Below are 21680 nucleotides of genomic sequence, written 5' to 3' on the forward strand. Positions count from 1 at the left end.
TCCGTGCCATGTGTCGGCGCCCCGCTGGCTGTTGGCCGTGAAAAGAAATCCGACGCGCGTGGAACCTTGTGCCAACCCGAGCATCCAAGCCCTATTCCGATAGGAGGGCGCACCGTGGACGACGACACCATTGTTTCCCTGTTGATGGACGAAAGCGCTGGAGACGAGCAGCCATTGCACGCGATCGACCAGCAGCTTTTCCATATCCGACTGGCTAATTCGGCCGGCAAACGCGAAGCGGCGAGTGTGCTGCTGCAAAAAATGTATGGCTGGCGCGGCTATGAAGTAGAGCCCAACGCGCCCCACGAACCCAACCGCATCACGCTGGCGGCCGACAGCCACGGTGATACGGTTGGCACCATGTCCCTTTGCCTGGATGATCCCGTGATTGGCCTTCCTGCAGATGAAAATTTTGGCGACATCCTGTCGCCCCTGCGGGCGCAGGGACGACGCCTGTGCGAACCGGCGCGGCTGGCCATCGACCGCAATGTCAATATGCGCGTGTTTGCGGCGCTGATCCACATTTCCTACGTGTACGCGCACAACCTGCACGGCTGCACGGATTATGTGATCGAAGTCAACCCGCGCCATGTCAGGTTCTACAAGCGCATGCTGGGATTCCGCGATGCGGCGCCGGAACGGCACTGCAGCCGGGTCGGCGCGCCGGCGGTGCTGCTGCGGCTGGACCTGGCGCACATGGCGGAGCAGATACGGCTATATGGCGGGCGCATGGAATCGGTGCCTAACGAACGTTCCTTCTACCCCTTCTTTTTCTCGCCGCAAGATGAGGCCGGTATTACGGTGCGCCTGCGCGAGGGGAGGGACTGAGATGGCAAACCTCCAACCCGCATTGCAGGCCTGGCGCCTGCTGCTTGGTCCGGCCCGGGTGCTTACCTCGTCCAGCGAGCTCGCGCCGTACATTGCCAGCACCTCGGGCCAGCCTGTCGCGCCACTTGCAGTGTTGCGTCCGCTATCGCACGGTGAAGTGGTGGCCGTGGTGCGCAGTGCCGGCGAATTTGGCGTCCCGCTGTATCCGCTGAGTACCGGCCGCAACTGGGGATACGGCGACGCCAACCCAAGCGGCGAAGGCCAGGTCATCCTGGACCTGGGCGGGATGAACCGCATTCTTGAGATCGATCGGGACCTTGCCTATGCCGTGATCGAGCCCGGGGTCACACAGGCCCAGTTGGCGGGGCAACTGGCCGAACTGCAACTCCCCCTGTGGATGGACTGTACGGGAGCCGGGCCGGATACCAGCCTTGTCGGCAACATCCTGGAGCGCGGCTTCGGCCACACGCCCTATGGCAACCGCATGCTGCATGTAGCCGGCATGCGCATCGTGCTGGCCAGCGGCGACACGCTCGAGACTGGTTTCGCCCATTTTGCCCACGCCAGTGCCGCCCACCTTTACCCCTATGGTGTCGGACCATGGCTGGACGGTTTGTTCACGCAATCGAACTTCGGCATCATTACCAGCCTCGGCTTCTGGCTGATGCCGCAAACCGAAGTGGTAAGCCACCTGGTAGCGAGCGTCCCCGGCTTCGAGGCCATCGCGGCAGTTGTGGATGCGCTGCGGCCACTGCGCATGGATGGCACATTGCCAAGCGTGGTCCATATCGGGAACGATTTGCGCGTGCTGTCGGGCGGAATGGTGTTCCCATCGTCGCAGGCGCCGCAAGGGCCGCCGCTGCCGCTGCCATTGCGCGCGCGCCTGTGCCGGCAAGCCGGGATCGGTGCCTGGACTGTGTCAGCTGCGCTTTACGGCCGGCCGGCCCAGGTGGCCGATGCGCGACGTGCCCTGCAGGCGGCCATTGGCAGGCTGGCCACCTTGCGCTTTATCGATGACCGCACGCTGACCCTTGGAGGCATCGCGGCCCGCCTGATGGGAAAAGGCAGGCTCGGAGCGCGGTTGTCGGCGCAGGTCGACCTTGGCCGCTCCCTGTTGAACATGAACCGCGGTATTCCGGATGGCCGCTTCCTGGCAGGCGCCTACTGGCGTCGCCGAGGTGGCCTGCCGCAGGGATTTCCACTGGGCGCCAATCCGGCGCGCGACGGTTGCGGAATGATGTGGCTGGCACCCGTGCTGCCGATGCGCGGCACAGACTTGTTGCATGTGCACTCGCTGGTCGAGCCGCTGTTTGCTCGCCATGGCTTCGATCTGTTCGAAACCTTCAGCATGATCAACGAGCGTACACTGGGTGGCGTGCTGACCATCTGCTTTGACCAGGAAGATGCGGCGGAGGCGGCGCGCGCCCGGCTTTGCTACGAAGCCTCGTTCTCACGGCTGATGGGCGCTGGGTACATTCCCTACCGCGTAGGCCCGCAATCGATGCGGGCCCTCGATAGCGGCCACGATACGTACTGGGACACCGTGGCCCGCATCAAGGCCGCGCTCGATCCGCGGCAGATCATCGCCCCGGGTCGCTACCAGCCGCGCTGACGGCGCCGGCGCACCAGCAGCAGCATCGCGGCGCCGACAGCAAGCAAGGCGAGGCTGGCCGGCTGCCCCAGCGCCACCTGCGCGATCACAGGATCGGAAAGGCGGGCGGACCAGCCATTCTGGCCAATGGCCGTCAGGGCCATGATGCTGGTCATGGTATTGGTGCCATTGAAGTCGGCGCCGCCTTGTTGCATGCTGTTGCTGAAATAGGCGCATGCCGGGCCGCCCGTGCAACGTGCCAGGAAGCTGCCGAAGCCGGAAGAGGGGGAGCTGACGCCGCTCAACTGCTGCACCAGGGTGACCGGTGTGCCGCCCGGCGCAGAGGCCAGCAGGCCAGGTATGAACTCCCAACGCATCAACAGTTCGCCATCGGTAATTCCGCCAAGTTGCCTGAACCCCTGGCGTTGCGAGGCCCTGATGCCGCCAATGCCAAATCCCGGATTGGTTCCCCCGCTCAGTTTATCGAGATAGAAATCGAGGTGGATCTTGCCGTCGCAACCGAAGGCAATGTGCGTGCACCCGGTTCCGAATACCTGGTGAGCCGGCGATCCAGGCACTGGAAGTACCGCGGCATCGGCCGCTCCATACATCATGAAGGAAATGCTCTGATTGTCCTGCCCGCTGCGCCAAAGCTGGTTGGCGGGATTGCCGAGTTCGTGGATGCTGGTCATATAACCCGCGCCGAAACTGGCTTCGCGGATGCCGGGCGAAGTGCTGGTGTCGCCGCTGCGGGCCAGATAGCCGCTGAACTTGACTTCGACCGCACCCGGCGTGCGCAATACAAACGGTGCGAGAGGGGTGGCTGTAGCGGTAGCGGCGATGGCCATGGCCGAAAGCCAGGCTGCGCCCTTGAAAATTGCGCTCTTGAACATGGTGTGCTCCCAGTGGTGGATATGCGTCACCGTGCAAGGAATGCGCCAGCGCGGACACCATGGGGGGCGCGCTCGGGCGTAAATGAGGCCGACACTTTACATTTGCGCCAGCAAGCCTACGACCTCGGCGCGGTGCGCAAATCCCTGGACTGCCAGTAGTTGTTCACATTGGCTGCGCGCTGCACGCTTGTCGCCACTGCGGAACAGTGCGTGGGCGTAGTGCAAGCGGATATCACTGGCTGTCGGCGCCGCTTCCAATGCCTTTTTCAGCAAAGGCAAGGCGCGCGCCGGCTTGCCGCGCTCGGCAAGGATCCAGGCCAGCGTATCGGCTACAGCGGGATTTTGCGGAGCAAGCCGGTAGGCCCGTTCCGCTGTCCGCACCGCATCGCCACCCCCAGTTTGCAGCAGCGCCCAGGCCAGGTCGTTCAAGGCAAGCACATTGTCCGGGTCGTGTTGCAGGATGATTTCATACTCGCGCTGTGCAGCGCCAAACTGTGCCTGCTGCAGCAAATGGCTTGCGTAGTACAGCCTGGTTGCCTGGTCAGAGGGATTCTGGCCCAGCCAGTCGCGTATGCGTTCGCCCGCTGCGTCGGCCTTTCCGGCCGCCAGCAAGGCGCGGTGCAGGGCAATCATGAACGGTGCACTGCGCTGAATTCCGTACGCACGCTCATACGATGCCACGGCCTCGGCTGCCTTGCCTTCTTCCAGCAGGGCGTCGCCTTCGAGCTTGAATCCTGTGCCGGAGTCAGGAAGGCGTTGTTGCACGGAGCGCGCGAGCTTGCGGGCGTCATCGAATGCGCGGGTATCGAGCAGTAGCGCACTTGCAAGCAGCACGGCGTCCTCCCGGGCAGGGTCGAGCGCAACAGCCTTGCGGGCCGCCTGCAAGGCGGGCATCTTCTCGCTCAAAGCGAGCGAGGTGCGTGCAATACGCAGTTGCACGTCTGGTTCCAGGGGACGGAGCAGCGCCAGCTTGTGCAGGCTTTCGAGTGCCAGCTGGTGCTGGCCGGCGCCGGACGCTGCCTGTGCCAGCAAGTCAAGGCTGGCGGCTTCGTTGGGACGAAGCGCCTGCAGGCGCTGCGCTTGCTGGAGCGCCTTGCCGGCCTGCCCATCGCGCAAATAGAGTGCTGCCAGCGTCTGCACCGGAACGGCTGCATCGGGAGAGGCTGCAATGGCCCGTTCCAGCCAGTTGATCGCCGCCGCTGTGTTGCCTTGCCTTGCCTCGAGTTTGGCCAGCGCCATCATCAACGGCAGGCTGTTGCGGTGGCGCTCCAGCGCGGCGACATAGCGCTGGCGTGCCAGCGGCCCCTTCTTCTCCAGGAGGTCGAGTTCCGCCAGGTTGTCGAGCGCAGGCATATGGGTGGGGTCGAGTTCCAGTGAACGCGAAAAAGCCTTGCGTGCGCCAAGCAGGTCGCCGCTCGCGAGCAACACGCCGCCCTTCAGGTTTTGCACCGAAGGATTGTCCCCCAATGCTTCCATCTGCCGGACCTGCTGCATGGCTTTGCTGAAGTTACGGTTGCGCAGGTAGCTCATGACCAACAGGGAAGCGGCGCGCGAAGCTGACGCGCCTTCCTTTCGCGTTGCCTGTTCAAGGGCGTCGACCGCCCGAGCGTCCTGGCCCTGGCTAAGCAGGCTCAGACCACTGGCGGCCAAGAGGCTGCTGGACTCCGGCGCCAGGCTGCTGGCATGGCCAAACCAGCGTGCGGCCAGCTCGTGCTGTCCAGCACGCATGGCTGCCTCACCACCAAGCGCCAGCAAGTCGATCTCTTGCGGATGCTCAGCGATTGCCGGCTCAAGTAGCGCCAGGGCGTCCCGGGGCTTTCCTTCTTGCAGATCACACTGGGCCTGCAGTCGCAGCGCGAACATTTCCCTGGGCTGTGACTGGCGATAGCGCAAGATATGGGCCCGCGCCTGGGAGAAGGCGCCGTTTTCCAGTTCAACAGTGGCAGCCAACAGCATGCTCGGCAAATGATCCGGCGCCGCACGCAAGACCATCTGCGCGCGCTCCAGGGCGGCCTTGTGTTTCCCTTCGGCCAGGTCAAGCAAGCCCTGGGCGTAGAAGATCACCAGGCTGGCCGGCTGGATCTTCCTTGCCGCTTCAAGCCCTTCCCGGGCCAGCGTCGGCTTTCCCTGCAGAAGATGGACTGATGCAATATCGGCAAAGGCTTGCACATTGCTTTTATCGCGTTCAAGGATGGCGCGGTATGCCGCGAGGGCACCGTCCAGGTCGCCTCGCATGCGCAGCAGGTCCCCCTGGAAGCGTAGGGTTTCGCTATTGTGCGGGTCGGCCGCAAGGGCGTGCTGCAACGACTCGCCTGCCGCATCGGTGTCGTTGCGCAGCAAGGCTAGCCGGGCCTGGCCCAGGTGCGCCTCGACCAGTTTGCCGTCCTTATGGAGTGCCTGGGTGTAAAGCTGGCCGGCATCGTCCGCTTTGCCTAGCCCAAGCAAGGCGTGGCCGCGCCAGGCCAGGACGGCCGGGGTGAGCGGCTCAGCCTGCAATTCGTCGAGCACGCCCTGGCAGGACGCCTGGGCCAGCATGGCGCGGACCAGCAGCGGCAACAGTTCCTGCCGGGGCTGGCCCAGGGCCAGGGCGCGTCGCAGTTCCTTTTCAGCCGAAACGGCATCGCCTGTTGCCAGGTGCAGTTCCCCCAGCATGCGTCTTGCCGCGCCATGGCCGGGCTCCTGCTGCAGCAGGTTTTTCAGATGGATGACGGCAGCCCGATCTTCACCGCTGTCGTGCGCCTTGCGTGCATCGGCAAGGACATCGGCGACTGGCTTCATTCTCTGGCAAGCGAGCAGGGCGGTCAGAGTCAATCCTGCGGCAATGGTAATCAGGCGCGACATGAAAAACCTCCCAGGCTGGTGGAGTTACCAGCGTAGGGAGCTCTCAGATCTGCTTCTTGATCGCGCTCAAGAAAGCGCGTGATCCGTCGGGGGATTACTTGGTATGGTGCTGGTTGGACAGCTGTACATACAGCGGCCAGACACGCGAACCGTCGGCATTTGCGACCGTGGCGCTCGAACGAAAACGGGTAGACAGGTAGTCGACGGAAACGGAGTCGCCGGCGAGGGCGGCTTTCTCCAGCAGGCGCATCGCTTCTTTGTGCTTTGCAACATCCTGGCTGTACAGCAGGCCCAGCTCACGGGCTGCAACAGGGGAGCCTTGCTCGGCCCATTCGCGCAGGCGGCGTTCTGCCGCTGCACCGCCATGCACGGCCAGTTTCTTTGCTACGGCTTCGACGACCGGTGCCGGCGGCTCGACGTCTTCCTTGGCTTGGCAAGCAATCAACATGCCGACCATCACAAGGGTGGATGTCACAATCACTCCCGCCTTGTTAAACATTTCCATATTTCTTATTTTCCCAGAATGGATGGCATTATATCAATTAATTGCCGCACGTCAAGTCGCACGCAACATTCACGATTTTATGAAATGCGAGGCGAAATTGGCGCACGGCTCGCAATACTGCCAAACCTGTAAAGTGCTGCTGATCATAACATGCGGGTATTGCGCCGCACAAAAAGGCTGGGGTAACAGATGTAACGAATTGCTAGCGGGCGGCGGCGCGTCCGGCGTGCTGGTCGAGCCATGCGCCGGCATGGTCGTGCACCAGCTTCAATTCACCTTCCAGGGCAGTGAAAAGCAGTGGTATTTCAACAATACGGCCTTCTTGCAGGGCCAGTTCCAGTGCGAGCGAGGCAGCAACAAAGCGTTTTGCCCCAAGGTTGCCGATCGAGCCGCGCAGATTGTGCAGGATGCGGCGCGCTTCCATGAATTTGTTGTCCCGAATCGCGTCGCCAGCGAGATTCAGCGGTTCGACACCTGGACCAATGCCATCGCGGACGATCTTGACCACGGTATCCAGGGCTTTTTCGTCCTGCCCCATGTATTGCAGCAGTTTGTCGACACAAAAGACTGCTTCATCCGGCGCACTTGCGTAACTCATAAACAAAGTCTCCGTTATACGCGGAACGTCCAATGGCGTCCCATCGCACTTTCGACTGCCTGCAAGCCAAAGCGCTCGGCAGCCCTGGTATGTTGCTTTATCAAGTAATACAAATCGCTCAAAGCCGAGCGCCGCTCGGCAAAATACGTGTGACCGATGAAACTTGTCGCCACCTTGCTGGCGTCAATGGTTTCGACACCTGGCGCCACCACCAGGCCGGAGCCGCTTTCACCGGCACGGGCATAGCCGTGGACGGATTTGGAAACCTGCAAGGCGCTGTCCTCCGACGACGCATACAGAGTCAATGGACTCGGGACGGCAGCCAGCGCTGGCAAAACTTGCTGACGGAAAACATCGGCATCGATATCCGGTGCCGCCAAAATCACTTCCCTGATACGGCCTGCCAGCTCCGGTCGCGCGGCGACGACGCTGGCTGCCGCCTGGGCCAAGGCCCGGCTGCCCATGCTGTGCGCGAGCAGGTAAACATGCTCGGCATCCGACTGCTGCAGCACGTCGGCCAGAAAGGCAGCAAGGTCGGCCTGGGTCCACTCCACATTGGCTTCATCCAATATATATCCTGAAAGCTTGCCTTGCGAGGGCCAGCTGTAAAAAATCGGCGCCCCCTGGAAGCCCAGGTCGTATGCCAGTTGGCCAGTGCGACGGGCGGCATCCTCGAACGTGGTACGGTAACCGTGAATGAAAAGCAGGGCGCTGCGCGTGCCGCTGGCGGCGATCGACCTCCGCAATTCTTCGAAGTAGCCGTCGCGCTCACTCAAGTCGGCAGAAAGCAACACCACATGCTGCTCAGGGTCCTGGCGAAACTCCAGCCGCAATAGGGAAGGCGATTCCATCTCGCCCATGCGATGGTCGCGTGGAATGCTGACTTCGCAGCTTCCGTAACGCAACTGGCCGCGCGTGCTGCCGAACAGGCGGGCAGGGTGGCGGTCACCGCTCAGCTCGCGATCGGTTGCAAAGAACACTTTCATCACTGCATGGTCAGGCGCTCCGTCCAGGCTGGCTTTGGGCGAGGTTCGCCCGCTGCGCCGGCGCTCGATTTCATCGATCAAGTTGCGCGCTGCAGCACGCAGGTAGCGGTCACCAGCCAGGCCGGCCGAGGCCAGCGCATCGCTCAGTGCAAACTGGCGCGACCGCGAACCGGGGTCCTCTTCCACGTCGGCAATGGCATCGGCGACCGAAGGGGACTGGGCCGCCAGGCGGGACTTCAGCATCTGATAGGCAGCACTAATGCCGCCCTCGCCGGCACCTGCCGTCACTGCTGTCGTAATGACGTCCATGCTCTTCTCCTGGCTGATTAATGCATATCTGACCACACACGCAACGCCAAGTCCAGTGCCGCGTGAACCTAGCGCTCAGGGGCCAGTTCAAGCCGGTTGATGCGGGCCGCCTTGTTGAAATCGATGGCGATGCGCAGGGCTTGCGGTTGGCATTTCGCACGGTACACGTAAAGCCGGTCCTCCCCGTTTACGTTTCGCGAAAGCAGCTCCAGCACGAGGGGCCGGCTACAGCCTTTCATCAGGCCAGGCAGGCCGGGCACAGCGAGATAGCTGCTGCCGCGCTCGGTGAAGCGTTCCGTTGCGGACTTGCCGTCGGCAACGGCTTCCAGCACCTCGGCTACCTGGGCCGTGACCTCGGGCTCCGCATCCGGGATCGCCGCCGCCGTGCCCATCAGGCAAAGGCCCGTAAAAATTAACAGAATGTTCAATTTCACTGATGACTCCTTCTAATGTTGCGCGTGCGGTCTTGACTGAATTCTTTTGCCTTCCTGAGCAAAACTTCAAATAAATCGGCGAACTTTTCGTAGTTATACTCGCCCCTCACGCTGTTGAGTGCCAAGCCCGGCGGGGCTCGTTGTTCCATCCAAAAACTAGATCTATAACTGCTTCAGGAGAGAATTACAACATGCGCTACACAACCCGTACCACTATCGCCTCCATGGTCATGCTGGCCTGCGCCGGCCTGGCCCAAGCCGGTGAAAAAACCATCGACAACCTGACCGTCTTCACCAATACCAAGGCTGCCTCCGCAGAGGGCGTGCTGAAGGTTCACGCGGCACGCTTCGGCCTGCCGGCGAACCTGAACAACCTGGTGCTGGTTTCGGTCAAGGAATCGCTGACCGGCAAGCATTACTACTACCAGCAAATGCTGCGCGGCCTGCCAGTCGACCGCGCCCAGATCATCGTGTCGATCGGCAAGAACGGCGACCTGCAAAAGATCTTCAACGAAACCCGCCACATCTCTGCCAAGGTTGAGGCCGACGCCGTCAACCAACTGTACAACAAAGCCCAGATCAGCGACGACGAAGCGTTGGACAAAGGCTGGAAAAACATGAAGGTCCAGCACAACCTGGTGAACGTGCCGTCGTCCACCCTGGTGTGGGTGCCGACCAAGGATGGCGTGCAACTGGCGCGCAAGGTCGACATTGAAGCCGAGATGCCGACCGGCGGTTTCGTCCAGTACCTGAATGCCCATGACGGCAGCCTGATCGATTCCTACTCCACCTCGCTGCCACGCACCAACAAAGGCGGCGAGCGCAGCCTGGCCGCACGCGCCGCAGCGCCGGGCCAAATGCTGGACCGCCATGCCGCTACCGAGGCAGCCAAGGCCAGCACCAGCGTGAACACGCTCAAGGCCGGCAGCACCGCTACGGTGATGGCGGCGTCCGGCATCAACGGCAGCGGCTATGCCTTCGATCCTGATCCGCGCACCACCCTGAACACCGATGCGCTGACCGATACCTCCGCCGCGTCTGCTTTCGACGCCGCGTATTCGACCAAAACCTTGCGCGACCTGACCGTGACCGGCGGGGTATATTCGCTGACCGGACCGTACGTCAACATCAAGAACATCGAGTCGCCAAATACGGCACCAAGCACCACCACCAACGGTGTCTGGACTGCCAAGCGCGGCAACAATGCTTTCGATGACACCAACGTCTACTTCCACATCGACCAAAGCCAGCGTTACATGCAGTCGCTGGGCTTCACCGGCACCAAGTCCATCCTCAACCGGTCGATGGACATCGATACCGACGGCGTCAACGGCGACGACAACTCGCACTTCAGCGGCAGCGGTGCAACGGGCTACCTGGCCTTTGGCCATGGCTGCGTCAACGACAGTGAAGATGCCGACGTCATCCTGCACGAGTACGGCCACGGCATCCAGGCCAGCATCAACTCGAGCTGGTCGGGCGGCGACACTGGCGCCATGGGCGAAGGCTTCGGCGACTACTGGGCTGCGTCGTACTCCTACAGCACGCCGAACGGCCAGGTCTACCACCCTGAGTGGGCCTTCAGCTGGGATGGCCACGGCTCCTGCTGGGCCGGTCGCATGCTGAACCGCACCGACGCCAAGTACAACAGCAGCAAGACCTATAGCGCACACAGCTCGGTGACCGAGAACGGCGTGACCTTCCAGTCCGACGAGCTGTGGTCGGCGCCGCTGTACTCGTCGATGGTGTCGCTGATCGCCGCCGGCAAGCCACGCGCGAACATCGACAAGATCATCCTCGAAGCCCACTTCGGCCTCGGCTCGAACATCAAGATGCCAGCGATGGCAACAGCGATCGTGAACGCTGCCAAGACCCTGTTCCCGTCGGACCTGAGCTATGCCAACACCTTCCAGGCCAAATTCGAGGCACAGAACATCCTGAGCGGCGCTGCCTGCACGCCGGTGAACATGTCGGAAACGGAGAGCAATAACACCATCGCGAGCGCGAATGGCATCACCCAGTCCTGCACCACGGCCAGCGCCAATATCGGCACCAGCAGCGATGTCGACTACTTCGCCATTACGGTTCCAGCGGGCAAGACCCTGACCGCCACCATGACGCCGAACGCCTCGTCGGACTACGACCTGAAGCTGTACAACAGCGCAGGTACCGAGCTGGCATCGAGCGTGAAAGGCACTGGCCAGGCTGACGTTGTAACGCGCGCCAATACGGGCTCAACTGCTGTAACGTGGTATGCCAAGGTGTACTACTACTCGGGTGGCACTGGTTCGACCAGCGGCACCTACACCTTGAAAGCCTCCTGGTAATACGTAGCGCACCCCCGCGCTATCGACCGCCTGGCCGCAAGGGCAGGCGGTTTTTTTTCGCCCGAATTCGCTTACAATTGGCATCGCCGAGTCCGCGAAGAGACCAATCATGCAAACTGACCTGGGCAAGTTCATCCTCGAAGAAGCTCCCGGCGGCATCATTGCCACGGACGGCCACGACACCGTGCTCTTCTGGACCCGGGGCGCGACGGAAATCTATGGCTATAGCGGCGAAGAAGCGCGCGGCCACAGGCTGGAGGAACTGATCGGCATGCCGGGCCATCCGGTGCGGCGCGAATTCGGGGCTGATTTCGAGTACCTGCGGCGCCGCAAGGACGGCCAGGCGGTGTATATCGGAGCAGCCTGCAAGCCGGTCTATTCTGCCCAGGGCGACATCGAGTACATCATCCACAGCCAGAACGACATCACCGACGCCAAGGCCTTGCGCGACGCGCGCCAAGTCGAGTCGCGCTACCGCGGCCTGCTCGAGTCGATGCCCGATGCCATCGTGATGGCCAACTCCACCGGCCGCATCGTGCTGGTCAACAGCCAGGCCGAGCGCCTGTTTGGCTTCGAACCGCGCGAATTGCTGGGAAAACCGGTTGAAGTATTGCTGCCCAATCGTTTCCGCGGCGGCCATGTCGCGCATCGCGCCCAGTATTTCGTGCAGCCGCGCACGCGCACCATGGGGGCGGGGCTGGAACTGTATGGCTTGCGCAAGGACGGGCTGGAATTCCCGGTCGAGATCAGCCTCAGCATGATCCAGATGGAAGAGGGCGCGATCGTCATGAGCGCGATCCGCGATATCGGCGACCGCAAGAAAGCCGAGCAAAAGTTCCGCGGCCTGCTGGAGTCGGCGCCGGATCCGATGGTCATCGTCAACGCGCGCGGCGAGATCGTGCTGGTGAATACCCAGACCGAACAGCTGTTCGGCTACCAGCGCCAGGAGCTGCTGGGCAAGCCGATTGAAATCCTGATCCCGGCCCGCTTTGCTGGACGGCATCCGGCGGCGCGCAGCAGCTTCTTCGCCAAGGCCCAGCCGCGCGCCATGGGGGCGGGCACCGAACTGTATGCAATGCGCCGCGACGGTTCCGAATTCCCGGTGGAGATCAGCCTCAGTCCCTTGAAGACCGAGGACGAACTGCTGGTGTCAAGCGCCATCCGCGACATCAGCGGACGGCGCCAGATCGAGCGCAAGCTGATCGAACAAAAGCTCGAACTGGAGCAAGCCAGCAAAGCCAAGGATCGCTTCCTGGCCAGCATGTCGCATGAGCTGCGTACGCCGCTGAATGCCATTCTCGGCTTCGGCCAGTTGCTGCATAACGAAAAACTCCCGCTGTCGCAACAGCAGCGTTACGCCTTCGCCGGCAATATCGTACAGGCCGGGCAGCACCTCCTGCACCTGATCAATGAAACGCTGGACCTGGCGAAGATCGAGGTCGGCGCCGTCACGCTTTCTCTGGAACCGGTGGCGCTGGACGACCTGCTGCATGAAGCGAACAAGATGGTCGAGGCCATGGCCGATGCGCGGCAGGTCACGGTTTACCTGTCCGAACCACACGGCATGCATGTCAAGGCTGACCGCATCCGGCTGCGCCAGATCGTGCTGAACCTGTTGAGCAATGCAATCAAGTACAACAGCAAGGGCGGCCACGTCTGGGTAGCCTGCGGGACAGCCGACCCAGGGCGAACCTGGCTGGCAGTGCGCGACGACGGGCCGGGGCTCAGCGGCGAACAGATGGCGGGTCTGTTCCAGCCCTTTAACCGGCTGGGCCAGGAAGGCGGCTCCGAAGAAGGCAGCGGCATCGGCTTGGTGCTGAGCAAACGGCTGGCCGAGTTAATGAACGCGACCATTAGTGTTACGAGCTCGGTTGGCCAGGGCAGCACCTTCACGGTCGAGATGGAAGCCACGGCGCCCCAGCAGTTGCCACGCGGCGAGGACCGGGAAGGCATGCCGGCGCCGGCAGCGGTGCGCGGCCAGCACAGCAAGCCCCGGCTGCTCTATGTGGAAGATAACCCCGCCAACCTGAAGCTCGTGGAAGAGATCGTCAAGCTGCATCTCGACGTTGAGTTGTTGTCGGCCACCGACGGCAATTCCGGTGTGGCCATGGCGCGCGAATACCTGCCCGATGCGATTTTGATGGACATGAACCTGCCCGGCATCAGCGGCCGCGAGGCACAGCGCCGTTTGCGCCAGGACGCCGCCACGCGCCAGATTCCGATCATTGCGCTGTCCGCCAATGCGATGCCGCTGGATGTACAGGCGGCGCTGGAGGCCGGCTTTTTCCGCTACCTGACCAAGCCCTTGAACATCCATGACTTCCTGGAAGTGGTTGGGGAAGCACTGGAACAGTCGCGCTAGACAGAAGTTTCACGTGTAACGAGGTCTGGAGTGAAAATCAATATTGCAGCCTTGCTAGCAGTCGGCGCGCTGTCAGGGGAACCGAAAATGCTGGAAGTCAGATTCACCGTCAAAGAGGCAGGCGGCCACCCCGTCTTGCACATCGCCCTGGCCAACCGATCGGCGCGACAGCTGAAGGTCCTGCACGCGCTGGCAACCGAAGAAGAGATGTTCGGCAAGCTGTTCGAGGTGCGCGACGCCGAGACCGGGCAACTGCTCGACTACCAGGGCATCATGGTCAAGCGCGGCCCCTTGACGGACGCCGACTACCTGGCCATGAAACCCGGGACGCACCTCAGCAACGCCATTGACTTGGCCCCCGCGTACAGCTTCAGGCAAGGGCGCCATGCGTACACCATCAGCTACGCCGGGCACTACCTCATGGACGGGAAGGAAATACCGCTCACCGTTGGACCGGTACGCTTCGAGCATACCGGCAGGTGAGCGGCGGCAGGGCAGGCCTTATTGCAGGGCCGGGGTGTTCTCGCCGAAATATTCGTGCGAGTCGGCATTGTCAATGGCCTTGTTAGGATCGCTGATTGCCAGGCTGGCGGCGCCGGACTGGCCGTAGACCCAGTCATCGGTACCGGCCACCACATTGAAGTGGCTCATCTCATGCACCAGGGTACCGCCCTTGGAGTCGGTGCCGGACATTGGCGCGCTCCAGAAAGCCTTGCAGACATAGATCTTGTAAGGCTGGGTTGGATACACATACGCGTAGTAAGTTTTCTTGCAACCGCAGTCGACGGTGATCGGCTTGGTGGCGAAGGCATCCTTCAGCGCGGCGAAGTGCGATTTCACGGTGGAGTAGCGGCCCGAATCGTAGCTGCCGAACCATTTCGTGTAGCGGGTGCCGGTCTTGTTGGCGCCCAGGTAGGCGTCGCCGTCGTTGGTCATGCCTTGCGCGGTCGACACGGCAGTCGTAATGTCGGCCTGCTGCGAAGCGGTGCACTTGTTGAAGGCCAAGCCGGCTGCGCTTGGCAGGGGCTGTTCCGGCGCCTTGGCCATGCTGCCGCGCGGCAAGGAGCCTTCGATCGACACGCTGAGCTCGGCCGATTGCAGGGTGTCCGGCTGCTTCTTGTCAACTGCCTTGCCGGCCGGGTCGACGTTGCTGAACAGCTTGGGCGACTTGGTGCTGTAACGGATGGTGTAGTCGCCCGAGATGCTCATGTTATACATCTGCGACAGTTCCACCGTGACCTTGTGTGATTTGCCGGGCTGGATGACGTAGTAGTCGGCTGCCGTGGGCGCCGGGCGTTTGACGTGCATGCCTTCGTACGGCACCCTGGCGCCGTCACGGGTCACGTCGAACAGCGATTCTTCAATGTCGCCGAACGGGGTATGCCATTTCAGGACGTATTGCGGCACCGACGAAGTGTTGGTCAGGGTAACCTGGACGACCACGTCGTCGCGCGGGCCCAGCGCGCGCTTGTCCATGCTGATGCTGGCTGTCAGGCCGTCGGCCGCATAGGCGCCCAGGCTGAAGGAAGCTGCGAGTGCGAAAGCGCCAAGGTGTTTCAAGTTCATTCGTCTCTCCGTCCGGTTGTGGTTGGGGTGAGCCAATCTTGACGGGGAGGCTGCGGCAATTCAATCGAAATCGCTGCGCTGTCGCTATTTCAACAACGGTTCCGTTATGCCCTGAACAGGAGCCGGGAATATGTCCAATCCGGGACATTTGTAACAGGCTCAGACCTGGCTTTGACGACGGATCGCCATCAGGATGCCGCAGCCGACGCCCAGTGTGACCAGGGCCGTGCCGCCATAACTGAAAAAAGGCAGCGGCACGCCAACCACCGGTACCACGCCGCTCACCATGCCGATATTGATGAAGGCATAGGTGAAGAAGATCATGGTGATGGCGCCGCCCAGCAAACGCGAAAATGGCGTCACTGCGCTGGCGGAAATCTGCAGGCCGCGCCAGATCAGCAAGGTGTACATCAGCAGCAGCGCACTCCCGCCGAACAGCCCGAACTCTTCGGCGAAGACCGAGAAGATGAAGTCGGTGGAACGTTCGGGGACGAAGCCAAGGTGGCCCTGGGTGCCATCCATCCAGCCACGGCCAGCCATGCCGCCGGAACCGATTGCGATCTTCGCCTGGGTGATCTGGAAACCCTTGCCGGCCGGATCCGAGTCCGGGTTGAGGAAAGTCAGCACCCTTTGGCGCTGGAAGTCGTGCAGCAATTGCCACACCACCGGCACCGCGGCCAGGCCGCAAGCAGCCAGCGCCACAAGCGCCTTCCACGATAGCCCGGCCAGCACGATCACATAGAAACCCGCCGCCAGCACCAGCATCGCCGTGCCGAAATCGGGCTGCTTGGCGATCAGTCCCACCGGAATGGCCAGCAGCACCGCGGCCGCAACGAACACCTGCCAGCCCTTGGCGCCATCGAAGCGGTGGAAGTACCAGGCCAGCATCATCGGCATTGCGATCTTCATCATCTCGGACGGCTGGAAATCGTGGCCGAGATTGAGCCAGCGCGTCGAGCCTTTTTTCGTTACGCCGAACAGGAACACCGCCAACAGCAAGGCGACGCCAAACGAATACAGCGTGACTGCATGGCGCATCAGCATGGCTGGCGGGATATTCGCGACCACCCACATCAGGCCGAGCGCCATCGCCACGTTACGCAACTGCAGTTCGAAGCGGCCCGGGAAGTCCGCCGAGGCGGAATACAGTGTCAACAGGCCAGCCGCCAGCAACAAGCCAAGGATGACGGCCAACGGCGCGTCAACAGCCAGCAGCGGCCGCAGGCGGCGCCACAACGAAGCATTACCGTTCATTGAAAGGCCTGCAGCCAGATGACGCGGCCAGCCAGGACGGCAAAGCCGGAAAATGCGACCGCGCCGAGGACGGCAAGCCGGCGGCGGAATTGTTTTTGCTCATTATTCATGGCCGAAATTATAAGGCCGGGCTAGCGCTCGCGCACGTAATTTCCGGGTGCATCGCATAGCCAGGGATAGTCGGCATGGGCCGCGTGCGCGGGCGTGCGCCATTCGCCGCAGCGTCCGTGCAGCCAGGCGGTCCAGTCCTGCCACCAGGAGCCTGGAGCTGGCGTTTGCACCGCCAGCCAGTCCTTGGCGTCGCGGCCCGTTATCAGGGGCGCCGACCAGTATTGCTGTTTGGTGCTGCCGCCCGGCGGATTGATGATGCCCAGGATATGGCCGGAGGCGGTGAGCACATAATGCACCGGAGCGCCCACCAGCGCCGCGCTGCGGTAGGTACTGCGCCAGGGTGTGATGTGGTCCGCCACCGCACCCACGGCATACAGGGGCTGGCGGATGCGGCCAAGGTCCAGCTTCTGGCCGCGGATTTCAAGCGCATCGGCGTGGGCCAGCTTGTTGGCCTGGTATAACTCGCGCAGGCAAAAGCTGTGCGTGGCGCGCGGCTGGCGCGTGCCGTCCGAGTTCCAGGCCAGGGGCGCCAGCGCAGGTGCAGGCTCGCCGAGCAGGTACTTGTGCACCACATAGCGCCAGATCTGCGTATTCGGGCGCAGCATGCGGAAGCTCCAGCCGATCTGCTGCGAGTCGAGGAAACCCTGGCGCGCCATCAGGCCATCCAGCAAGGCCACGCTGTCGTCGTTGATGAAGCTGGCGATGTCGCCAGGCTTGGAAAAATCGGTGAGCGTGGCTAGCAGCGTCCAGTGCGCAACCGGGACATCGCGCGCCGCCCGATGGCGACGGTTCAGCCACGCCATCAACGCCGACAGGGCGGTGCCGCCGATGCAATAGCCGACCGCATGCACTTGCGGGACGCCGGCGATGCTGCGCGCCGCGTCGATGGCAGCGAGGATGCCATCGAACAGGTGGTCTTCAAAGCTGGCATCCTGCATATTGGCGCGCGGGTTCTTCCAGCTCATGACGAACACGTCGAAACCCTGTTGCACCAGGTGCCGCACCATGCTTTGCTGGGCGGTCAGGTCCAGGATGTAGTACTTGTTGATCCAGGGCGGCACCAGGACCAGCGGCATCGCCCGAACTTGCGGGCAAACGGGCGTGTACTGGATCAGCTCCATCATCTGGTTGCGCATCACAACGCGCCCCGGCGTGGCGGCAAGGTCGCGTCCGAGCTGGAACTGGGCCGGATCCACCATGCGCAGGTCGCCCGCCAGCAAATCGCGCAGCCATTCTTCAAAGCCGTGCTTCAGGCTAGCCCCGCCGCTGTCGAAGGCGCGTCGCATTACGACCGGATTGGTCCAGGGGAAGTTGCTCGGGGCTAGAGCGTTGCACCAATGGCGCAGCCAGAAGGCAGCGCTGTGGGCTTCGCTTTCTTCCACGCCTGGCGTGTCATAGACCTGCCGTTCCAGGGTGCGCGTGAAGCCGAGGTATTGCTGCATCAGGCCATGAAAGAATGGATTGTCGCGCCACGCGTCGTCGCTGAATCGGTCATCGCCCTCCGCAGCTTCCGCCAGGGGCGCAGGCATGCCGGTCGCCCAGGCGACTGTGGCAAGCTCCTGCCACGCCCGGGCCATCTCCAGTGGATGCGCCAGCCATGCGGCGGCAACATTGGCGAACGGATTTGGCATGCAGCCCAGTATAGACCTAATGCGGACCTAATGCGCCATCAGCACAGGAAGCGTCATGCTTTGCAATACCGTACGGGATGCGCCGCCCAGCATGATTTCGCGCATGCGGCTATGGCCGTAGCAACCCATGACCAGCAAATCGGCATCGATATCCGAGGCGAAGGAGAGCAGGGCAGAACCGACGTCGATCGCCGTCACTTGTGAGGAGACTTCGACCTTGATGCCATGGCGCGCCAGGTAGAGGGCCATGTCAGCACCCGGTTCGCTGCCGTGGGCCTCGGGCTCGCGGCCGGCATTGAACATAGCCAGCGTGACTTTGCCGGCTTGTTCCATCAGCGGAATGGCAGCGGTGATGGCGCGGGTGGCCTCCATGCTGCCGTCCCAGGCAACCAGCACACGCTGGAACGGCGCCTCGAAATGGCCGGCATAGGGCACCACCAATACCGGCCTGGCGCTGTTCATGGCCACATATTCGGGTGTTTCTTCTTCCATTGGCGAAATCGGATCGTCCGGGTTGACCTGGCCCAGTATCACGAGGTCGCCGTAGCGCGACTGCAGCACCAGGCCATCCGCGGCCTGGTCGTCAAGCAGGCGGGATTCGAAGGACGGCAGGTCCAGCATCGCGCATTGCGACTCGAAACGCCGCAAGCTGTCGCGGGCAGCTTCCCGCGCTTCGTCGATGCATTGGGCTGCCAGGCTGATACCCATGGCCGTGGCATGGTCGGCGTACAGGAAGCGCGAAATGCCGCTCATCGCCGCACCGACCAACCGTCCTGTTGACATGCGCACGATCTGGGATGCCAGCCGCACCCGGCGCTCGGTGTCGGCGGAACTATTCACGTGCACAACGACAGTCTTGAACCCCATGTCAGCCTCCGGGAGGGATAGATGTGAAAAAGTCTAGGGTGATGCGCAATCCAACGGCATGATCTGGGTCAATTTCAATCTAATCCCGTAACTTGCATAAGCAAGTGTTGACTTTTAGATGCGAATAGTTATCATTTGCGTTTTCGAATAGAGCCAGCTCCTCGCCAGCTAATAACTGATAATTAGCTGAGGTAACGATGGACAAGAAGAAGGTGGCGGTATTGCTTGGGTTGGCGTTTCCGGGGGCTGTTCTGGCGGAAGAAGCGGCAGTGATGCCGCAGATCCAGGTCACTGCGCAAAGGCCGGATAGCTACACCGCGGAACGCAGCCGTACGGCCACACCGCTGAGCATTTCGCCGCGCGACACGCCGCAATCGATATCCGTGATGACCCAGCAGCGCATCGAAGACCAGGCGTTGCAGACCGTGACCGATGTTGTCAACAATGTGACCGGCGTTTCGGTCAACCAGTATGAGACGCATCGCGCCGGCTTCAGCGCGCGCGGCTTCGACATTGACAACCTGCAGATCGACGGCGTGCCGACAGCCTGGGAGCAGGCATGGAGTTCCGGCGAAGTCTTGGGGAGCCTGGCCCTTTACGACCGTGTGGAAGTGGTGCGCGGCGCCACCGGCCTGATGACGGGCGCCGGCAATCCTTCGGCGGCCATCAACCTGGTGCGCAAGCGTGCAGCCAGCAAGGAGCTCACCGGCAACGCGCAGATTGGCATCGGCCGCTGGAACGAGCGCCACGGCATGGCAGACGTTTCGACCCCGGTCAATGCCAGCGGTAGCGTACGCGCCCGGGTGGTCGGTGAATACCAGCGTTCCGGCAGCTGGATCGACCTGTTGAAGAGCAAAAGCCACACTTTCTATGGTACCGTTGAAGCCGACCTGGCGCCCCGCACCGTGCTGTCCGCCGGCTACAGCCGCCAGGAGAACGACCCGCAAGGACCGATGTGGGGCGGCCTGCCGTACTGGTACACCGACGGCAGCAAGGCCAACTGGGATGTCTCGAAAACGTCAGCGGCCGGATGGACGCGCTGGGAAACGGCGTACGAGAACACCTTCGCCAACCTCGAACACAGCTTCGACAACGGCTGGAAGCTGCGCGCCAGCCTCAGCCATGGCGACCGCAAGGCCGATTCCGCGCTGCTGTACCTGTCTGGGGTACCTGACCGCGTGACGGGACTGGGCATGGGCGCGTTCGCAGGGTCCTACATTACGCACACCCGGCAGGACGACTTCAGCCTTCATGCCAGCGGGCCCTTTGAGCTCGCCGGGCGCAAGCATGAAGCGGCGTTCGGCTACATGCACTCGAAGCAGGAATTCAATGCCGACAGCCGTGCCGCCGATTACGGCAGCGACTACCCGCCGGTAGGCGATTTCAATCACTGGAATGGTGCAGCGTACCCCGAGCCGAATTGGGGCGCGCCGACGTTTTACGAGAAGAGCGTGACCCGGCAGGAAGCGCTGTACGGTGTTGCGCGCTTCTCGATCACCGATTCGCTGAAGGCGATCATCGGTGCGCGGCTCAGCAACTACGACAAGACCGGCGCCGGAGCCTGGAGCCCGGCCTATCAGCTGAAGCACGACCACGAATTGACGCCCTATGCCGGCGTAGTGTACGACCTCGGCGAAAACCTGTCTGCCTATGCCAGCTACACCGATATCTTCCAGCCGCAGAACCGCAAGGACCTGGCGGGAAATATCCTGGACCCGGTAATCGGCAAGAGCTACGAAGGCGGCATCAAGGGAGAACTCCTGGACGGCCGCGTGAATGCGTCGTTTGCGGTATTCAGGATCAAGCAGGACAAGCTCGCTCAGGAGGCCGGTCTGGTCGACCGCGATGGCACAGGCCCGCTTGCGCCGGAAGCTTACTACCACGCCGCAAGCGGCGCCAAGAGCGATGGATTCGAGTTCGAAGTCTCGGGAGAATTGGCGCGCGGCTGGAACGCCACCGCAGGATATTCCCAATTCAGGGCCAAGGATGCCTCGGGCGCCGATTTCAACAGCGTCTATCCACGCAAACTATTCCGCGTCTTCACTACCTACCGACTGGATGCGCTGACTGTGGGCGGCGGCCTGAATTGGGAAAGCCGTACCTACACCCTGGATCCGACTGCTCCCGCCGGGACCCATGGCCTGATTGAACAGGGTTCCTTCGCGCTGGCCAGCCTGATGGCGCGCTACGACATCACCAAGCAGCTTTCAGCACAGGTCAACGTGAGCAACCTGTTCGACAAACAGCATTTCGGCATGTTCGCCGCCTATGGCGCCGTCACCTACGCCGCACCGCGCAGTGTATCGGCGAGCCTGAAGTATCGTTTCTGATGCGAGGTTGACATGCGCGCTCGATCGCCCGCCTTGGAAAGGACTGCGGCAGACATCTTCGTGCAAGCCCAGTTCCCATTGCATTCCGGCCGCATCCTGGGCCTGCCTGGCCGGATCTGAATTCCGCAATGGGTATCGTGGTGACGATGCTGAGCTTCGCCGGCGTGGTGATCTGGTGGCGCAAGCGGACTTCGAGGAACAGGGCGGCCGCGGCGCAACGGCGTGGGATGCAGCCCGCCGGCTGAAA

16 protein-coding genes and 1 pseudogene are annotated in these 21680 nt (G+C 62.4%); 7 read left to right on the forward strand and 10 right to left on the reverse strand.

The window, feature by feature from the left end; all coding sequences use genetic code 11:
- Positions 1-114: 114 nt before the first annotated feature.
- Together ACN9MZ_RS16010 and ACN9MZ_RS16015 are read left to right on the forward strand one after the other, a co-directional pair.
- On the forward strand, positions 115-828 hold the full coding sequence (locus tag ACN9MZ_RS16010; RefSeq protein ID WP_426337975.1) for an N-acyl amino acid synthase FeeM domain-containing protein: 714 nt from the start codon (positions 115-117) through the stop codon (positions 826-828).
- A 1-nt stretch (position 829) separates the two neighbouring features.
- Entirely contained in the window at positions 830-2440 is a 1611-nt protein-coding gene (locus ACN9MZ_RS16015) for an FAD-binding oxidoreductase (RefSeq protein WP_426337976.1), read from the forward strand.
- On the opposite strand, the gene ACN9MZ_RS16020 is transcribed toward ACN9MZ_RS16015, so the two are convergent.
- The 6 genes from ACN9MZ_RS16020 to ACN9MZ_RS16045 form a co-directional block, all read right to left on the reverse strand.
- Positions 2425-3312, reverse strand: coding sequence for a hypothetical protein (locus ACN9MZ_RS16020; protein WP_426337977.1), 888 nt, complete (start codon positions 3310-3312; stop codon positions 2425-2427). The genes ACN9MZ_RS16015 and ACN9MZ_RS16020 overlap by 16 nt on opposite strands.
- A gap of 96 nt (positions 3313-3408) precedes the next feature.
- The gene (gene prsT / locus ACN9MZ_RS16025; RefSeq protein ID WP_426337978.1) at positions 3409-6153 is read right to left on the reverse strand and encodes an XrtA/PEP-CTERM system TPR-repeat protein PrsT; all 2745 of its coding nucleotides are present in this window, start codon (positions 6151-6153) and stop codon (positions 3409-3411) included.
- A 94-nt stretch (positions 6154-6247) separates the two neighbouring features.
- Positions 6248-6628 (reverse strand): hypothetical protein, encoded by a 381-nt coding sequence (locus ACN9MZ_RS16030; RefSeq protein ID WP_426337979.1) that lies wholly within the window; start codon positions 6626-6628, stop codon positions 6248-6250.
- 232 nt (positions 6629-6860) lie between these two features.
- Positions 6861-7256, reverse strand: a complete 396-nt coding sequence (locus tag ACN9MZ_RS16035) for an Hpt domain-containing protein (protein WP_426161583.1) — start codon at positions 7254-7256, stop codon at positions 6861-6863.
- A gap of 14 nt (positions 7257-7270) precedes the next feature.
- Positions 7271-8551, reverse strand: coding sequence for an alpha/beta hydrolase (locus ACN9MZ_RS16040; protein WP_426337980.1), 1281 nt, complete (start codon positions 8549-8551; stop codon positions 7271-7273).
- A gap of 68 nt (positions 8552-8619) precedes the next feature.
- Positions 8620-8985 (reverse strand): hypothetical protein, encoded by a 366-nt coding sequence (locus ACN9MZ_RS16045; RefSeq protein ID WP_426337981.1) that lies wholly within the window; start codon positions 8983-8985, stop codon positions 8620-8622.
- A 191-nt stretch (positions 8986-9176) separates the two neighbouring features.
- Here ACN9MZ_RS16045 and ACN9MZ_RS16050 point away from each other — a divergent pair, with 191 nt between their 5' ends.
- From ACN9MZ_RS16050 to ACN9MZ_RS16060, 3 genes are all read left to right on the forward strand, one after another.
- Positions 9177-11312, forward strand: a complete 2136-nt coding sequence (locus tag ACN9MZ_RS16050) for a hypothetical protein (RefSeq protein WP_426337982.1) — start codon at positions 9177-9179, stop codon at positions 11310-11312.
- Positions 11313-11421: 109 nt separating this feature from the next.
- Positions 11422-13674, forward strand: coding sequence for a PAS domain S-box protein (locus ACN9MZ_RS16055; protein ID WP_426337983.1), 2253 nt, complete (start codon positions 11422-11424; stop codon positions 13672-13674).
- A gap of 30 nt (positions 13675-13704) precedes the next feature.
- Positions 13705-14157 (forward strand): hypothetical protein, encoded by a 453-nt coding sequence (locus tag ACN9MZ_RS16060; RefSeq protein ID WP_426337984.1) that lies wholly within the window; start codon positions 13705-13707, stop codon positions 14155-14157.
- Positions 14158-14175: 18 nt separating this feature from the next.
- Here ACN9MZ_RS16060 and ACN9MZ_RS16065 read toward each other — a convergent pair whose 3' ends face one another.
- The 4 genes from ACN9MZ_RS16065 to ACN9MZ_RS16080 all read right to left on the reverse strand — a co-directional run bounded on the left by ACN9MZ_RS16065 (position 14176) and on the right by ACN9MZ_RS16080 (position 19103).
- Positions 14176-15240: a M35 family metallo-endopeptidase gene (locus tag ACN9MZ_RS16065; RefSeq protein WP_426337985.1), complete on the reverse strand. Its 1065-nt coding sequence runs from the start codon at positions 15238-15240 to the stop codon at positions 14176-14178.
- A 159-nt stretch (positions 15241-15399) separates the two neighbouring features.
- Positions 15400-16494: a rod shape-determining protein RodA gene (rodA, locus tag ACN9MZ_RS16070; protein WP_426337986.1), complete on the reverse strand. Its 1095-nt coding sequence runs from the start codon at positions 16492-16494 to the stop codon at positions 15400-15402.
- Between the two features lie 131 nt (positions 16495-16625).
- A complete protein-coding gene (locus ACN9MZ_RS16075) occupies positions 16626-18236 on the reverse strand; it encodes a PHA/PHB synthase family protein (protein WP_426337987.1) in 1611 nt (536 codons plus the stop codon).
- Between the two features lie 27 nt (positions 18237-18263).
- Entirely contained in the window at positions 18264-19103 is an 840-nt protein-coding gene (locus ACN9MZ_RS16080; RefSeq protein WP_426337988.1) for a universal stress protein, read from the reverse strand.
- A gap of 197 nt (positions 19104-19300) precedes the next feature.
- On the opposite strand from ACN9MZ_RS16080, the gene ACN9MZ_RS16085 reads away from it, so the two are divergent.
- On the forward strand, positions 19301-21433 hold the full coding sequence (locus ACN9MZ_RS16085; RefSeq protein WP_426337989.1) for a TonB-dependent siderophore receptor: 2133 nt from the start codon (positions 19301-19303) through the stop codon (positions 21431-21433).
- A 42-nt stretch (positions 21434-21475) separates the two neighbouring features.
- Positions 21476-21678: pseudogene (locus ACN9MZ_RS16090) on the forward strand (PepSY domain-containing protein); the annotation flags it as partial.
- Positions 21679-21680: the final 2 nt, after the last annotated feature.

The sequence above is a fragment of the Pseudoduganella sp. S-14 genome, from assembly GCF_049913285.1.
In the GTDB taxonomy this organism is placed as follows: domain Bacteria; phylum Pseudomonadota; class Gammaproteobacteria; order Burkholderiales; family Burkholderiaceae_D; genus Rugamonas.

Coding starts and splice junctions, on each gene's coding strand:
- ACN9MZ_RS16035 (WP_426161583.1), bottom strand. CDS start 7,256: ATGAGTTACGCAAGTGCGCCGGATGAAGCAGTCTTTTGTGTCGACAAA.
- ACN9MZ_RS16075 (WP_426337987.1), bottom strand. CDS start 18,236: ATGCCAAATCCGTTCGCCAATGTTGCCGCCGCATGGCTGGCGCATCCA.
- ACN9MZ_RS16065 (WP_426337985.1), bottom strand. CDS start 15,240: ATGAACTTGAAACACCTTGGCGCTTTCGCACTCGCAGCTTCCTTCAGC.
- ACN9MZ_RS16050 (WP_426337982.1), top strand. CDS start 9,177: ATGCGCTACACAACCCGTACCACTATCGCCTCCATGGTCATGCTGGCC.
- ACN9MZ_RS16040 (WP_426337980.1), bottom strand. CDS start 8,551: ATGGACGTCATTACGACAGCAGTGACGGCAGGTGCCGGCGAGGGCGGC.
- rodA (WP_426337986.1), bottom strand. CDS start 16,494: ATGAACGGTAATGCTTCGTTGTGGCGCCGCCTGCGGCCGCTGCTGGCT.
- ACN9MZ_RS16020 (WP_426337977.1), bottom strand. CDS start 3,312: ATGTTCAAGAGCGCAATTTTCAAGGGCGCAGCCTGGCTTTCGGCCATG.
- ACN9MZ_RS16085 (WP_426337989.1), top strand. CDS start 19,301: ATGGACAAGAAGAAGGTGGCGGTATTGCTTGGGTTGGCGTTTCCGGGG.
- ACN9MZ_RS16015 (WP_426337976.1), top strand. CDS start 830: ATGGCAAACCTCCAACCCGCATTGCAGGCCTGGCGCCTGCTGCTTGGT.
- ACN9MZ_RS16055 (WP_426337983.1), top strand. CDS start 11,422: ATGCAAACTGACCTGGGCAAGTTCATCCTCGAAGAAGCTCCCGGCGGC.
- prsT (WP_426337978.1), bottom strand. CDS start 6,153: ATGTCGCGCCTGATTACCATTGCCGCAGGATTGACTCTGACCGCCCTG.
- ACN9MZ_RS16080 (WP_426337988.1), bottom strand. CDS start 19,103: ATGGGGTTCAAGACTGTCGTTGTGCACGTGAATAGTTCCGCCGACACC.